The organism is Cyanobium sp. PCC 7001 (genome assembly GCF_000155635.1).
Classification (GTDB): domain Bacteria; phylum Cyanobacteriota; class Cyanobacteriia; order PCC-6307; family Cyanobiaceae; genus NIES-981.
The window spans coordinates 1,297,043-1,310,813 of sequence record NZ_DS990556.1 but is presented as its reverse complement, the minus strand read 5'-3'; the positions used below and the strand labels follow the sequence as shown (position 1 = coordinate 1,310,813).

The window sequence follows — 13,771 nt, the reverse complement described above, 5'->3', positions numbered from 1 at the left end:
TGCTCACATCACGCCACCAGGGCGCTGTGGCCGATCGCCAGGGCCGTCACCAGCATGCCGAGCACGAGGAAGGGCTGGGCGCTGGCCTGGTACTTCACATCGAACGCCACCGGATCGCGCAGCAGCCAGATGTCCTGGAAGGTGATCTGGGGCACGATCAGCAGCACCAGCAGCACGGCAGCGAAATGCTGCCCGATGGCGATCAGCACCGCAACCATCGCCAGCTGGAACAGGTCGATCATGCCGGCGCTGATCCAGCTGGCCTTCTCGATGCCGAACACCACCGGCAGGCTCTGCAACCCCAGGGCCCGATCGCCCTCCACGCTCTTGAAGTCGTTCACCACCGCAATCCCCAGACCCGCCAGGGAGTAGGCCAGCGTGAGCAGGGCGGTGGCCCAGGTGAGCTGGCCGAACAGGGCCTGACCCGCCCACCAGGGCAGGGCGATGTAGCTGGCCCCGAGGGCGTAGTTGCCCAGCCAGCCGTTCTGCTTGAGCTTCAGAGGTGGGGCGGAGTAGATGAAGCTCACGAAGGAGCCGCCCAGGGCCAGCACCAGCAGCACCGGCTGTTCATGGCCGGCCCAGCGGTCGAGGCCGTAGGCCACGGCCAGACCCGCCAGCAACAGCACCCAGATCTGGGCCTTCACCTGACCCAGCGGAATCGCTCCGGAGGGGATCGGGCGGTAGGGCTCGTTGATCGCGTCGATCTCGCGGTCGTAGTAGTCGTTGATCGTCTGGGTGTAGCCCGCCAGCAGCGGCCCGCTCATCAGCATGCAGGCGACCGAGGCCCCCACGTTGGGAAGGGTCCAGCTGAACTGGCCCGAGGCGGCGGCGCCGCACAGCACCCCCCAGATCAGGGGAATCCAGGTGACCGGCTTCATCAGCTGCAGCCGAATCTTCCAGATGCTGGACGTGCCCGCGGCTCCCTTCATGCCCAGCAGCTGGCGAGCTGCCGAGCCGCTGCTCACCGCGGGGTCGGGGCTGTCGGTCAAGGGGCTCAGGCGAGGGTGATTTCGTCGTCGAAGAACCAGGCGCTCTGGCCGGCGCCCAGCTCCACCACCACACCGATGCCCTGGCCGTCCACGGTGCGGAAGCCGGTGACGGTGCCGGTGGGATCGCTCTGGAGGGCCTCCACCAGATCGGCCGGAATGCGATCACGCACGCGCAGCACGCGCACCTTGGAACCCACGTTGATCGTGGCAGCCTGGGCCATGGCCGTCGCGACGGAAAAGTGGCGCAACCTTAACAGTGCTCCTTAACCGTGTTGCCCAACAGCGCCGGCGCCGCCTCCTACCCTGATCCCATGGTGGCCAAGCGCATCATCCCCTGCCTCGATGTGGCCGACGGCCGGGTGGTGAAGGGGGTCAACTTCGTGGGCCTGCGGGATGCCGGGGACCCCGTGGAGCTGGGCTGCCGCTACAGCGCCGCCGGCGCCGATGAGCTGGTGTTTCTCGACATCGCCGCCAGCCACCAGGGCCGGGCCACCCTGGTGGATCTGGTGCGGCGCACCGCCGAGGCCGTGACCATCCCCTTCACCGTGGGGGGGGGCATCGTGAGCGTGGAGGGGATCACCGAGCTGCTGCGCGCCGGCGCCGACAAGGTGAGCCTCAACTCCTCGGCGGTGCGGGATCCGGAGCTGGTGAGCCGGGGCGCCGACCGCTTCGGATCCCAGTGCATCGTGGTGGCGATCGATGCACGCCGTCGTACCCAGCCTGCCGGCGCCGTGGATCAGCCCGCCGGCCCTGTCTGGGATGTGTATGTGAAGGGTGGGCGTGAGAACACCGGACTCGATGCGGTGGCCTGGGCCCGCCGGGTGGTGGAGCTGGGCGCCGGGGAGATCCTGCTCACCTCGATGGATGGCGATGGCACCCAGGCGGGCTACGACCTCGCCCTCACCCGCGCGGTGGCCGATGCCGTGCCCGTGCCGGTGATCGCCTCCGGCGGCGCGGGCTGCATCGACCACATCGCTGCCGCCCTCAGCCAGGAGCCCGGTGGCGGCGCCGCCTCGGCCGCCCTGCTGGCCTCCCTGCTCCACGACGGCGTGCTGAGCGTGGAGGCGATCAAGATCGACCTGCTGGCGCGGGGCCTGCCGATCCGGCCGCTGGAGAGAGTGGGTCTCGACTGACCTGCCGTGCCGGGGCATTCGGACCGGAGTCCTTCACGTTCCGTCATAACGAGTCGTTACCGTAGAGGTGGGTCCTCCGGTTGCAGGACTGTCCCCGGATCGGTCACCGCGTTGAACGTCTTCCATTCCCTGCCTCCCACCCTGGCCCGGGGCCTGGCCCTGCTGATGGTGTTTGCCGTGGTGGCGCTGGTGGCCTGGGCCCTGCAGCTCATGCAGGCCGCCAACGACCGGCAGGAGTTCTCCCTGATGCTGGCCGGCTGCATGGTGTGCTCGGCGGCCGTGGGCCTCGCCACCGTGATGGTGATCACCTTCACGGCGCCGGTGCGCTTGCAGGTGATGGCTCCGGAGGCCATGCCCAGGGGGGGCGTGAGTCTCGATGCGGTGTCGCTGCCTGAGATGCTGCCCGATTCGCTCGTGCTCCCCTGGGATGGGCAGCTTTAGGCCGGGCGATCCGCGCCAGGTTCAGGACCTCTTCGAGCAGATCGCCCCGCGCTACGACCTTCTCAACGACCTGCTCAGCCTGGGGCAGCACCGCCTCTGGAAGCGCCAGGCCATCGCCTGGCTGCGGCCGCGGCCGGGACAGATCCTGCTGGACCTCTGCTGCGGCACCGGCGATCTGGCCCTGGTGATGGCGGCCGCGGTCAGGCCGGGTGGCCGCGTGATCGGCCTCGACGCCGCCGCTGCGCCCCTGCGCCTGGCGGCCGCGAGGGCGGCTCTCCAGCCCTGGCTGCCGCTCCAGTGGCTGCAGGCCGATGCCCTCGCCACCGGCCTCGATGCCGGGATGGCCCACGGGGTGACGATGGCCTACGGCCTGCGCAACCTCGCCGATCCGGGGGCCGGCCTGGCCGAGGTGCTGCGCCTGCTGCGGCCCGGGGGGCGCGCCGCCGTGCTCGATTTCAACCGCGCTGATGCCACCAAGCTGCAGGGCCGGATCACCGCCCGGGTGCAGCGCCTCTGCCTGCGGGGCGTGGTGGTGCCGGCCGCCACCCTGGCGGGGCTGCGGGAGCACTACGCCTACCTGGAGGCCAGCCTGGAGCGCTTCCCCACGGGTGCGGCCCTGGTGGAGCAGGCGCTGGAGCTGGGGTTCCGCCAGGCGCGCCACCGCCCCCTGGCCGGCGGGCTGATGGGCCTGCTGGAGCTGCAGGCCTGACGCCCCTCAGGCAAAGACCAGGTTGAACAGCAGGTCGCCGAACTGGCTGCGGAAGTGGTCCCGGGCGCGCGGACCGAACGACTCCAGCAGGGTGGTGCGATCCTGCCGGGCCGCCGTCACATGGCTGGGCAGGGTGTTCATGCTCCAGAGGCAGTGGGGCCGGCAGGAGGCCAGCCAGGTGTCCAGGTCAAACCAGCGCTCCAGGCCGCAGAAGTCAAAACAGGCCCGCAGATCGGCCATGGTCTCGTCGCGGGAGATGCGGTCGAGATCCACATGCAGAAACCGTGGATCTTCATACACCGCGAGCATGTTGCGGATGGTGCGGCCTGCCACGTGATCGATCTCGAAGATGATCCGGTCGTCCAGCTCCGGCAGGGCTTGCAGGGTTTCGGCATAGGTGCGCCCGCCGAACTCCTCCTGCTTCCTGTGGGCCCACTTCTCATCGGTGCGCAGGTGATACCGCACCGCCGAGAGGATCAGGGCCGCGGGGTTGCGCGTGCTGTGGATGCCCCGGAAGCTGGTGCTCTCCAGGTCGATGCGCCAGTTGCAGTGGTTCTGGAAATAGCAGTCCCAGCGCTGCGGAGGCTGCAGTTTCTTCTTCTGCCTGGTGTCGAACCAGATCCTCAGCCCGCTGTTCTGCCTGAGGGTCTTGAGGGATTGGCTGAAAAACTTGGAGCCGGTCTTGTGATGGGTTCCGACAACAAATTTCAAGTCTTTGGAGCCCTCACAGCACCACTCTCCCGTTCCGGCGTCGGCGTTGTCAACGGGATCCCGGTGCATGGGAACCTTGGAGCGGCACCTCCGCCCCACACCCCTCCCCGGGCATCCCGCGATGCATTTCCAGGACATCATCGGCACCCTCAACCGCTTCTGGGCTGAGCAGGGCTGCCTGATCCTGCAGCCCTACGACACGGAGAAGGGGGCCGGCACCATGAGCCCCCACACGGTGCTGCGGGCGATCGGGCCCGAACCCTGGGCCGTGGCCTACCCCGAGCCCTGCCGCCGCCCCACCGACGGCCGCTATGGCGACAATCCCAACCGGGCCCAGCACTATTTCCAGTACCAGGTGCTGATCAAGCCCTCGCCCGACGCGATCCAGGAGACCTACCTGGCTTCGCTGGAAGCCCTCGGCATCCGCGCCGCCGACCACGACATCCGCTTCGTGGAGGACAACTGGGAATCCCCCACCCTCGGCGCCTGGGGGGTGGGCTGGGAGGTGTGGCTCGACGGCATGGAGGTGACCCAGTTCACCTACTTCCAGCAGTGCGGCGGTCTCGACTGCCGGCCCGTGTCGATCGAGATCACCTACGGCCTCGAGCGTCTGGCGATGTACCTGCAGGACGTGGAGAGCATCTGGGACCTGGCCTGGAACGGCAGCCGCAGCTACGGCGACATCTGGCTGCCCTTCGAGAAGGGGCAGTGCACCTACAACTTCGAGGCCTCCAGCCCCGAGCGGCTGCAGCAGCTGTTCGGCCTCTACGAGGCGGAGGCGGCCGACCTGGTGGCCAGGGGTCTGCCCGCCCCGGCCCTCGATTTCGTGCTCAAGTGCAGCCACACCTTCAACCTGCTGGAGGCCCGCGGCGTGATCTCGGTGACGGAGCGCACCGCCACCATCGCCCGCATCCGCGCCCTGGCCCGCCAGGTGGCGGAGGCCTGGCTGGCGGAGCGGGAGGCCCTCGGCTTTCCGCTGTTGCCGGACGCTGCGCCAGCTGCCAGCCCTGCTCTGGCGGCATGAAGCCGCTGCGGCTGCGCCTGCTGTTGCTGGTGCTGCTGCTGGGCAGTTTTCAGCTGGGACGGCTGAGCGAACGGCGGATCTGGCCCTGCCGGCTGCGCCCCCTGGCGGCCCTGGTGGAGCCCTGGCTGCAGCAGGACCTGCCCAGCGCCCAGCTCTGCGAGCTGCTGCTCCAGTTGCCGGGCTAGAGCCTCGCTGCGCCGCGTGGCAACGCTGCAGGCACCTGTGCTCCTGCCCCGCGCGATGGCGGTCACTCCTGCGCCTCCGGGTACCACCCCGCTGCAGCGGAGCGCCTGGATCCGGCGGCTGGTGTGGGGTGCCCTGGTGCTCCTGGTGCTGCTGCGGGCCGTGGGGCTGGTGGCGTTGCCGTCGCCGCCCGCGGCCGGTGATCCCGTCTGGGGCCTGGCGCCTGCGGGCGGCGGCAGCGGGGAGGTGGTTCTGCTACGGGGCCGCCTGCTCAGTGATGCCCAGCCGGCGGGCGGCGGTCAGTGTCGAGCCCTGCTGCAGCTGCCGGTGGGGCGCACCGAGTTGCGGCTCCCCGCCTGCGAACCGCTGCAGGACGGCTGGCGGCTGGCGGTGCAGGGCCGCCTGCGCCAACCCCAGCCGGCTCCCCATCCCCTGCTGGCCGGACCGGCGGAACGGCTGCGGCGTGTCGGTGCCGCCACCCAGCTCCAGGTGGAGCAGCTCACGGTGCTCAGCCGACCTCCCACCCCGGTGGCGGATCTGCGCCGGGCCCTGGCCCAGCGGCTGGTGGAGGCGGCCGGGCCGGAACGCGGCGGCGTGCTGGCCGCCCTGGTGCTCGGCAGTGCCCGGGTGCCGCTGCCCGACACGGTGCGGCAGGCGTTCCGGGCGGCAGGGCTCTCCCATGCCCTGGCCGCTTCGGGCTTTCACCTCAGTGTAGTATTGACGTTAAGCAAGGCCGATGTCAAGGATGCCCGCTCGGCTCGTCAGCTCCTCCCCCGAGGCCTGGGCTTATGCCCGCGTCTCAACCGAAGAGCAGACCAGCGGCGTCTCCATCGACAGCCAGGTGGCTCGGCTGATTTCGGCAGGCATCCCACGCGAAAGGGTGGTGGTCGAGGTCGCCTCCGCCTCCAAGGGCCGCCAGACAAAGCTCCGCCAGCTCTTCGACCGTGCCCGTCGTGGTGAGGTCAGCGAGATATGGGCGATTCGTCAGGACCGGCTCCAGCGCACCCGAAGCGAGGCCGCCGCCTTGTGGGAGCTGATCGATCAGTACGGCGTCGCCTTCCGGTTCTTGGATGAGGCGGCCATCGACCCGGCCGATCCATCGAGTTGCCTACAGGCGCAGATCCTCGGGGCCTTCGCCCAACACGAAACCCAGATGCTTTCCCGGCGGGTGCGGAACGCTCTGGCGCACCAACGCGAGCAGGGCAAGCATCACGGTCGGCCGCCATGGGGCTACCTCGCCAAGGAGGGCCGCCTCGTGCCCGATCCCGAATCTTGGGACAAAGCCCGCGCTGTGATTGAGACCTATCTCGCCACGGGCAGCTCAACGGCAGCACGACGGAAGCGGTACGAGCTAGACGGCAAGCCGTGGGGTATTTCGGCCTTTGCCAGATGGATCACGAGCCCGAACCTCCGTGGGGCGGTGGTCTATGGATTGAGGACCCCGAACCCGGAGATCATCTGGGGGCAGCACCCACCACTAGTGGAGTCGCATGAGTGGGAGGCGATTGCCGCGCTGCGCCAGTCGAACCGCACCAATGGCGGCGCTCAACGCAAGGCCTCTCGGGAGCGGCTCGGCACTGGCCTTTTCGTCTGTGAGGCTTGCGGGCGGCGGATGCACCTCAAGCGGCGCCCTAATGGTGTCGTGCTCGTCATCTGTCGGCAGATACGCGGTGCCGGGTGCCCCGTAGGCCACCGCAACCACCTCGACCACGCCAAGGTCCCAAACCTGATCCGACGCGCCATTGGGCTGGCAGCCGTGCAGATCGCTGATCAGGCCGTGCCCCACGAGCTGCCCGAACCCGTGGAGCTGGTGAAGTTACGGGAGGAGGCCGTCGCGTTTGAGCGGCTGGGTACGCCCCGCGCCAGACGCCAGGCCGAAGAGGTGCGGGAGGAGGTCGCCAGGCTGGAGGAGACGCTCCATCGGTCCTCAGAGCAACGGCAGGAGGCCATCACCAGCGAGGTCCTAAGGCTGGCGTCCCAGTGGGCGGCGCCGGGGTGGGCGGATTGGCGGATCAGTGACCAGGAGCTGCGAGCGGTGGCGTTGAAATACGGGCTCCAGTTCTTTGTCTCCGGCTGCCATGCAGAGCGGTTTGAGTTTCAGCGCCTCGGCGTCGATGGCTACCTCGGGTCGATGGAGACGCCGGTGGAGGCAAGGGCGCGGAAGGACAGCGAGGCTGGCTACTTCACCAGTGGGCTACTAGTGGAGTCCATTGGCGGTGCGCCACCAAATAACACCAGTAGCCAAGAAAACCAAGCCATCAATATTGCTAAATTCCTTGTTTCCCGGCCGATTAAAAGTATGCCGCCTGACTAGCTCAAAAGTCGCTTACTTCCGCCCAGTTTCCCTATAGGCTGGACCCACATACTCCCTCAACGCAAAAGGCCTCGGGCTGGGAACCCGAGGCCTGCGCAAACTGCCCGAAAGCAAGTCCTGAACTGGTATGACAGGACTCTAGCGGACGGACGGGATCTGAGGAAGGTTCAGCCCACGTCCTCAAATGACCGCCACAGCTACCGCCAATAACTCCCCCACCATCGAGCGCCCCGGTGGCCTGGCGCGTATCGAGCGTTTTCGCCGTGACCTCCTACGCCTTCCTACCGGCCTTCGCCTATGCCGCGTTGATGCCAACAAAACCCCAATCGGCGGTATCGACGCCTCCGAATTCTCCCCCCAAGAGGCCGCCGAACTTGACCTCATGCCGCCCGCTTGGGGTCTCAAGTCAGGCCCCGCCTCCGGTGTCGTCGTCCTCGACCTTGACGCCGAGGGGTGGCGTGAGTCATTCCAAGCCGTCACCGGTCACACCGTCGAAGACCTCCCTGCCACGCTCTCCTGGACCAGCGGCAAGCCAGGCCGCTCCGGTCGTGCCTTCACAGTGCCCCCCGAGTGGTGGCCAGCACTCCGCAATCGTCGGCCCTGGAGCAACGATGACGGCGAAACCCTCTGGGAGCTGCGATGGGATCGCCACCAGGCCGTCATCATCGGCACCCATCCCGAAACCGGCCGCTACCGGTGGCGGCCAGGTGGTGACCCAAAAGACGTAGGCCTCGCCGTCGCTCCGGACTGGCTACTTGAGCCATTGGCAGTCCAGGAGCTGCCCGACACCGAGCCAATAACGCCCACCGCTGAGGACACCGAGCGGGCGGTGCAGATGCTCGCTCACATCGACCCCGCCGCCCACACCTCCTACGGCGACTGGCTACGCGCCGGCATGGCGCTCCACGACACCGATCCCGATCTCCTCTCCGTCTGGGTGGAGTGGTCCCGCCAAATGCCGAACTTCGACGAGGCCGAGTGTCTGGAGAAGTGGAGCAGCCTTGGCAAGGGGCACCGAGGAAGGTCCGCAACGATCCGCACCCTGCACTACCTCGCCAAGGCCGGGGGCTATCGGGAGCCGCGACGGTGTAAGGCTTCGAGCCCTCGGGCCGGTGCCGCGAAGACCTGCGCGCCAACTCTCCAATACGGGGGGGCCAGCGGAACCCCGACCGTTCAGGGGGTGAACCGTTCCAATCCATCCGCCCGCCGAGCACTTCAAGCCCTTATCCGTGCCCACTACACCGTCCGCTGGAACGAGCTCAGGCGCGAGGTCGAGATCGACGGAAACGCCATGCTCAGCATTGAACTAGCCGACCAGTTCCTCGCCGATCAGCACGGCATCGAGGCCCCACGTGATCGGGTCAGAGGCGCTTTCCAGTACGTCGCCCGAAGCAACCCCTACAACCCCGTCGCTGCGTACTTCGATGGCCTGGCAGCGCGGACCGACCTTGAGCCGCTCACCCCGACGGAGGTTGCCTCGCGGTTCGGCGTCGCCGATGACGACCACCTCTCCCACGAACTCCTGGCCCGCCACCTCGTTGGGGCCTACCGGCGCGGCATCAAACCAGGACACCAGCACGATCAGGTGCTGATCCTCCAGGGTTCTCAAGGCCTAGGGAAGAGCACGGCGATTCACGCCCTGGCGCCAAATGGGATGGCCGCCGCCAGAACCGAAATCAAGGCACTGGAGGATCGTGAGTTCCTCACCACCGTCAACTCCGTCTGGCTACTGGAAATCGAGGAGATCGACCGCGTACTCAGGTCACGGTCAGCAGCCGAGTTCAAGGGCTTTGTGGCCAGGCGGTTCGACAACTACGTGGAGAAGTGGGAAACGCAGTCAACTGATCATCCGCGCCGCTCGGTCCTGTTCGGCACCACCAACGAAATCGAAGTCCTCCACGACCACACCGGCAACCGTCGCGCTTGGCTCGTGCCAGTGGTCCATCAAGCCGACCCGCTATGGATTGCCGCCAACCGTGATCGGATCTGGAAGTCGGTCGCCTCGTGGTCTAAGGATGGTCTCGACAATTGGCTGCCGATTGCCGACCCCGCCAGCAGGAAAGCAGAGGAGCGGGCGGCCGGAGCCATGATCTCCGACCCATGGGAGACGGCAATTCGCGCCGAGCTGGAACGCGTGCCTGACCCCGAGCTGAACGGCATCGCGCAAGCCGTCCTGATCCAACAGGTCTTTAGTGACCTGGGGCTTGAACGGATCACCCGAGACGTTCAGATGCGAACCACCCGTATCGTCACCGGCTCCACGTTCCGCACCCATGAGGGCCGGTACGCCTGGGTCCAGCAGAGGCGGCGTTACCGCAATCCCTCGGGGCTCGTCGCTCCACCTGGCAGCGGGTACATGCCCGTGAGGGTCGATGGTGGAGACGATGGCGCCGTGCCGACCTCGCCGCCCGTGCCGACCCGTGCCGACCGATCCGACGGAGGTTGGCACGCCCAAGAAGCCAGTGGCGTCACGGGGTCTGATGCACCGTTCCAACCGTTCCAACCTTCTTTAGAAGGGGAGGAAATAGAAAATAAGGGCGTGGAGGACACGGCGGCACACCACCACGCACAGCCCAGTACTCCCGCACAACTAGGGCGATTAGGTCGGCACAGGTTGGAACGCCCCGAAATCCCTTGCGCCGCAGTTGATATGCCCGTTCCAACGGTCGGCACGGGGTCGGCACGCCAGCTTTCCGAGGTCGGCACGCCCGAGTCCTCGCCCACTGGCCGCGCTGCTGCCAAGGAAGATGGTGCGCCTAGCCCATGGCGAGTGGTCGGTCGCACGAACCCAAACCACCCGCTCAGGACGTGGACGATCACCGACGGCGCTCAGACCATCGAGAACGTGCCCCACTACCGCCTCCCCGAGTACGGCATTGCCCGAACCTGAGGCAATCCGCGCCGCCCTTTGCTCGGCCCTGACCTGCCGCCCATGGCCTCGCACTCGCCAGACCAGCTACGCCAAGCCCGCCTCGCCTTAGAGGCCGCCTTCGCTGCCCCCGCCTACCGCAACCTCGACAAGGACTCCCCTCGCCTCGCTGATGCCTTTTCCGGCGTCGTCCTCGACCTCAGCTCGGAAGAGGTCGCATCCCTGCTGTCTGAGATCGCCCCACAGCCAGCTCCAGCGCCTTCGCAGGCATCCCAGGGGGTCAAGCCACGCCAGCAACACTCACAGCCGCTCTCAGGGCCGCCTCACCCACCGATCAATTCCTAAGCCTCAGGCCCCCTGAGCGGTGGCGGGCAGCGGAGGCGAATTAGCCAATACCTAAAGCCTCACTGAAATGTCGCAGTCAATACCTTGTTGCTTGTCATATTTCTTGGTAAAGGATGTTGCCAAAAAGTATCGGCATAACTACTGTTGAACTGAAAATGGCCCCCAAAGGAAATGGGCTTTAGATTTCGCAAGCGAGTAAGACTGGGGAAAGGGGTATATCTAAATCTAAGTAAATCAGGCGTAAGTGCCTCCATAGGCGGGAAAGGCCTTACGTACAACACTCGTGGTCGTGTTACGGCAGGCATCCCAGGAACCGGGATCTCCTATACGTCCACTATCCCGAGTGGCGGCGGTAGGAGTGCACCAACCCAAGCGAGTGACGCAACGCAGGCTTCGGGTTGTAGCCCAGGCGTTGTCTTATTTCTGGTAGCATTAATAGCTGGGCTAATCTTTCCGCCACTATTTGTAGGATATCTGATATTCTTTGCAATGTGGGTCGGCGGAAAGATGCTCGACAGCCACAAATGGAATATGTATCAGAAGGAGAAGGCGCTGGAGAAGGCAAAGGAAGATAGGAAAAAGCGGATGGAAGCCTTCCTTGAAGAGTATTCAGACATTGAGGCGGTGGAGGTTGTAGACGTGACATTACCTCCTCCTCCACGTCTGGAGCCGCCACCCCCACCCCCACCCCCGCCGCCAGAAGGATTCACCTAGGAGGCTGCTGACAAGCCCTCCTCTAGGTCCTGGAGGAATTGCAGGCACTGGGGCTGGTGAACCACTGTAAAATTGGGAGAACCGCTGAGCAGTAATGGCCATACTGCCCTTTTTGTTGGTTCCTGTTGATTGTTTGGAGGAGCCAGGTGGGTCCTACGAAGGGTTGTTTAATCGGGAGTTAGTTGATGTAGCTGGAACGGAAGGATATCGGGGCATGGGCAAAATACATAAGTTTTGCTTATTAAATTCACGACGCTCATGCCAATAGGGCTCATTATCAGTATTAGCGATGGCCAGATCTAGCCTAAATAAAGATTCTCAAAGTGGCACCATTATCAGAGGTCGGGACGTCCGAAATATCAGAGTTCATGATCTCGAAAAGGACTTAATGCAGCCAACGCCTAGGGAAAGGCGGGCAAGAGCATGGGAGCTTTATACCCAAGGGCAGTCTAAGCGAGAAATAGCCATCCATTTGGGCATCACTTACAACACCGTGCTGGCTGACTTAAAGAAGGTAGCCAGGGAGAAGATGGAGGAAGTCTATGATTCAGGCTACATAACTGAGAAGAAAGTCGAGTATGTAGGGACATTAGATTCACTTATTAGTGGACTTACGCGTACCATGCACCAAATGGTTAGTAGTGGTCAGGGTGGCAGAGCCGCCCCAATCGCCAATCAGATTATCCGTGCCGTCCGAACTTCTGCCGAAATCGTAGGGGTGTTGGATCAAAACCTCCAGGTCGAGGTCAACGATTGCCGCTCTAATGACCTTGCGGATCTGTTGGGTGGTGGGATTCCTGCTGCTATGGGATCGGCTCAGGTGCAACAATCCTCGGTGGTTGATGTTACCCCCGTAGAATCTGCCCAGTTGCCCTCCTCTGATGCTGGCGATTCCAGGGATGGGCAATAAAAAAGCCTCGCAATGGGTGCCCTGATTATTGGTCTAGATTGATTTGCTCGGCGCTGCTTACATCGCCCCAATAGCTGCCCATGCCGCCTCTATATCGCTCGGGCTCACATCTACGTAACGCTGTAACTGGTCTAGCCGTGCATGACCGGTGAACTCCTGCACTGTTCTCAGGCTCGCTCCGCGCTGAACCATGGTCGTTGCCAGGGACCTTCGGAAGCTGTGCAGGCTGATCCCACGCGGAAGCCCCAGCCGCTCGGTCGTTTGCCTCAGGGCTAGGTCTGCTGCCTGACGTGTCATCGGTTCTCCCAGCCCGTATCTGCCGGGAAATACCAGATCCCTGGGACGCGAGGCGCGGCCATGACGCTGCTCCCAATGCTTGCGGTATCGCTCCACCTCGCCCTGGAGGCGTGGTGCGATGCGCGGCTCCCTTGTGGTCCGGGTTTTGGTCGTGCTGGCCACGAACGCAATTCGGTCATTGTGGATAGCGCCCCATGTGAGCCGGAGCGTCTCTGTGACGCGGGAGCCGGTGTAACGCATGACGGCCCAGAGGAAGCGCTGCTCAGGGGATGGAGCGGCTTCCAGAAGGGCCTCTAGCTGTTCGTTGGTGAGGGTGGCGGCCTGCCCGCTCCCGTTGGTCTTAGGCATCTGTGGGTCTGGTGACTTGTCTTTCCATATCTTACGACAAGTGGCCTGTAAATACTGGGATATGGGTTGCCTTTGGACCCACTCCATAACGACAAGTGCTCCTGGGCGGTCGAGACCTCTATGCCCCGGCAAGTCGCCTCCTCACAGTCGTCCGACTGATCCCCATGTGGTCTGCGATCCTCTGCTGGCTCCAGCCGTAACGCCTCAGCCGTCGGCATAGCTGTCCCTCAGCCTCCGTGGCCCACGCGACCACCACCAAAGGCAGCACGAGCACCACAAGCGCCCATGCCGCTAATCATGAAAACGTCATGACAAAACCTGTTGTGGTGATGATGCAGAACACCGGCATCACTGCCGCTCGGTGTCCCGCTCCTTAATTCCTTGTGGTTGTTAGGTGGGGGCGCCCCAGTGTCTCCGTCATTGCCTACAGCTCCCCACAACTGCTGTCGTCAGCCCGCCGAATGTGCACCCATCGGGGACTGTCGATCTGTGGTTATGCCACCTACCCGCCTTATTCGGCCATGCTTAATGCAGAGCATTTTCCCCGGTCGGGATGATGATGCCGTACTGGACCCCGAAGGTTGTTCCGACACCACGGGCAATGGAGTCAGCAGAACCTCTCATGCTGACCCTATCAATATAGCGGAACAGAGGCGAAGCCGGGGGTGACACATACATCGTACCGGGAAAGAGCCTCCCATTCCCCCCGCATTTTGTGGACAGGCGGTTTTATGGTATAGCTAAACCCCGCGAGAGCCAGGCAAACGCATACATTTATGGAGGT

General features: G+C 64.8%; 15 protein-coding genes and 1 pseudogene. 11 read left to right on the top strand and 5 right to left on the bottom strand.

What is annotated here, in order from left to right; translation table 11 throughout:
* Window positions 1-8: 8 nt before the first annotated feature.
* Complete coding sequence (gene chlG, locus CPCC7001_RS06440) at window positions 9-989, bottom strand: chlorophyll synthase ChlG (RefSeq protein ID WP_006911141.1); 981 nt, start codon at window positions 987-989, stop codon at window positions 9-11.
* A 5-nt stretch (window positions 990-994) separates the two neighbouring features.
* Window positions 995-1,210 (bottom strand): DUF2862 domain-containing protein, encoded by a 216-nt coding sequence (locus CPCC7001_RS06435; protein WP_006909687.1) that lies wholly within the window; start codon window positions 1,208-1,210, stop codon window positions 995-997.
* 90 nt (window positions 1,211-1,300) lie between these two features.
* On the opposite strand from CPCC7001_RS06435, the gene hisF reads away from it, so the two are divergent.
* The 3 genes from hisF to ubiE all read left to right on the top strand — a co-directional run bounded on the left by hisF (window position 1,301) and on the right by ubiE (window position 3,272).
* Window positions 1,301-2,122, top strand: a complete 822-nt coding sequence (gene hisF / locus CPCC7001_RS06430) for an imidazole glycerol phosphate synthase subunit HisF (RefSeq protein WP_006909061.1) — start codon at window positions 1,301-1,303, stop codon at window positions 2,120-2,122.
* Between the two features lie 111 nt (window positions 2,123-2,233).
* Complete coding sequence (locus CPCC7001_RS06425) at window positions 2,234-2,563, top strand: hypothetical protein (RefSeq protein WP_043368711.1); 330 nt, start codon at window positions 2,234-2,236, stop codon at window positions 2,561-2,563.
* Window positions 2,550-3,272, top strand: a complete 723-nt coding sequence (gene ubiE / locus CPCC7001_RS06420) for a bifunctional demethylmenaquinone methyltransferase/2-methoxy-6-polyprenyl-1,4-benzoquinol methylase UbiE (RefSeq protein WP_006910087.1) — start codon at window positions 2,550-2,552, stop codon at window positions 3,270-3,272. Before CPCC7001_RS06425 ends, ubiE begins: the two co-directional genes overlap by 14 nt.
* A gap of 6 nt (window positions 3,273-3,278) precedes the next feature.
* On the opposite strand, the gene CPCC7001_RS06415 is transcribed toward ubiE, so the two are convergent.
* Window positions 3,279-3,983: a hypothetical protein gene (locus tag CPCC7001_RS06415; protein WP_156796702.1), complete on the bottom strand. Its 705-nt coding sequence runs from the start codon at window positions 3,981-3,983 to the stop codon at window positions 3,279-3,281.
* Between the two features lie 121 nt (window positions 3,984-4,104).
* On the opposite strand from CPCC7001_RS06415, the gene glyQ reads away from it, so the two are divergent.
* The 8 genes and pseudogenes from glyQ (at window position 4,105) to CPCC7001_RS15050 (ending at window position 12,342) form a co-directional block, all read left to right on the top strand.
* The gene (glyQ, locus tag CPCC7001_RS06410; RefSeq protein WP_006910942.1) at window positions 4,105-5,007 is read left to right on the top strand and encodes a glycine--tRNA ligase subunit alpha; all 903 of its coding nucleotides are present in this window, start codon (window positions 4,105-4,107) and stop codon (window positions 5,005-5,007) included.
* The gene (locus CPCC7001_RS06405; RefSeq protein WP_006909992.1) at window positions 5,004-5,192 is read left to right on the top strand and encodes a hypothetical protein; all 189 of its coding nucleotides are present in this window, start codon (window positions 5,004-5,006) and stop codon (window positions 5,190-5,192) included. The genes glyQ and CPCC7001_RS06405 overlap by 4 nt, the downstream gene beginning before the upstream one ends.
* A 55-nt stretch (window positions 5,193-5,247) precedes the next feature.
* On the top strand, window positions 5,248-6,150 hold the full coding sequence (locus tag CPCC7001_RS15060) for a ComEC/Rec2 family competence protein (protein WP_225867191.1): 903 nt from the start codon (window positions 5,248-5,250) through the stop codon (window positions 6,148-6,150).
* On the top strand, window positions 6,032-7,504 hold the full coding sequence (locus CPCC7001_RS06395; RefSeq protein WP_225867190.1) for a recombinase family protein: 1,473 nt from the start codon (window positions 6,032-6,034) through the stop codon (window positions 7,502-7,504). Before CPCC7001_RS15060 ends, CPCC7001_RS06395 begins: the two co-directional genes overlap by 119 nt.
* Window positions 7,505-7,688: 184 nt before the next feature.
* A complete protein-coding gene (locus CPCC7001_RS06390) occupies window positions 7,689-10,394 on the top strand; it encodes a VapE domain-containing protein (RefSeq protein ID WP_006910192.1) in 2,706 nt (901 codons plus the stop codon).
* 495 nt (window positions 10,395-10,889) lie between these two features.
* A pseudogene (locus CPCC7001_RS16005) lies at window positions 10,890-11,036 on the top strand (DUF4236 domain-containing protein); the annotation flags it as partial.
* 189 nt (window positions 11,037-11,225) lie between these two features.
* Window positions 11,226-11,432 (top strand): hypothetical protein, encoded by a 207-nt coding sequence (locus CPCC7001_RS15760; protein ID WP_006909622.1) that lies wholly within the window; start codon window positions 11,226-11,228, stop codon window positions 11,430-11,432.
* Window positions 11,433-11,904: 472 nt separating this feature from the next.
* Complete coding sequence (locus CPCC7001_RS15050) at window positions 11,905-12,342, top strand: hypothetical protein (protein ID WP_198006459.1); 438 nt, start codon at window positions 11,905-11,907, stop codon at window positions 12,340-12,342.
* A 57-nt stretch (window positions 12,343-12,399) separates the two neighbouring features.
* On the opposite strand, the gene CPCC7001_RS16000 is transcribed toward CPCC7001_RS15050, so the two are convergent.
* Together CPCC7001_RS16000 and CPCC7001_RS15995 are read right to left on the bottom strand one after the other, a co-directional pair.
* Entirely contained in the window at window positions 12,400-12,987 is a 588-nt protein-coding gene (locus CPCC7001_RS16000; RefSeq protein WP_071778280.1) for a tyrosine-type recombinase/integrase, read from the bottom strand.
* A 118-nt stretch (window positions 12,988-13,105) separates the two neighbouring features.
* Window positions 13,106-13,240 (bottom strand): helix-turn-helix domain-containing protein, encoded by a 135-nt coding sequence (locus CPCC7001_RS15995; protein WP_225867281.1) that lies wholly within the window; start codon window positions 13,238-13,240, stop codon window positions 13,106-13,108.
* Window positions 13,241-13,771 lie beyond the last annotated feature (531 nt).

Coding starts and splice junctions, on each gene's coding strand:
- CPCC7001_RS06390 (WP_006910192.1), top strand. CDS start 7,689: ATGACCGCCACAGCTACCGCCAATAACTCCCCCACCATCGAGCGCCCC.
- CPCC7001_RS06435 (WP_006909687.1), bottom strand. CDS start 1,210: ATGGCCCAGGCTGCCACGATCAACGTGGGTTCCAAGGTGCGCGTGCTG.
- glyQ (WP_006910942.1), top strand. CDS start 4,105: ATGCATTTCCAGGACATCATCGGCACCCTCAACCGCTTCTGGGCTGAG.
- CPCC7001_RS16000 (WP_071778280.1), bottom strand. CDS start 12,987: ATGCCTAAGACCAACGGGAGCGGGCAGGCCGCCACCCTCACCAACGAA.
- CPCC7001_RS06405 (WP_006909992.1), top strand. CDS start 5,004: ATGAAGCCGCTGCGGCTGCGCCTGCTGTTGCTGGTGCTGCTGCTGGGC.
- CPCC7001_RS15760 (WP_006909622.1), top strand. CDS start 11,226: ATGCTCGACAGCCACAAATGGAATATGTATCAGAAGGAGAAGGCGCTG.
- CPCC7001_RS15060 (WP_225867191.1), top strand. CDS start 5,248: ATGGCGGTCACTCCTGCGCCTCCGGGTACCACCCCGCTGCAGCGGAGC.
- ubiE (WP_006910087.1), top strand. CDS start 2,550: ATGGGCAGCTTTAGGCCGGGCGATCCGCGCCAGGTTCAGGACCTCTTC.
- hisF (WP_006909061.1), top strand. CDS start 1,301: ATGGTGGCCAAGCGCATCATCCCCTGCCTCGATGTGGCCGACGGCCGG.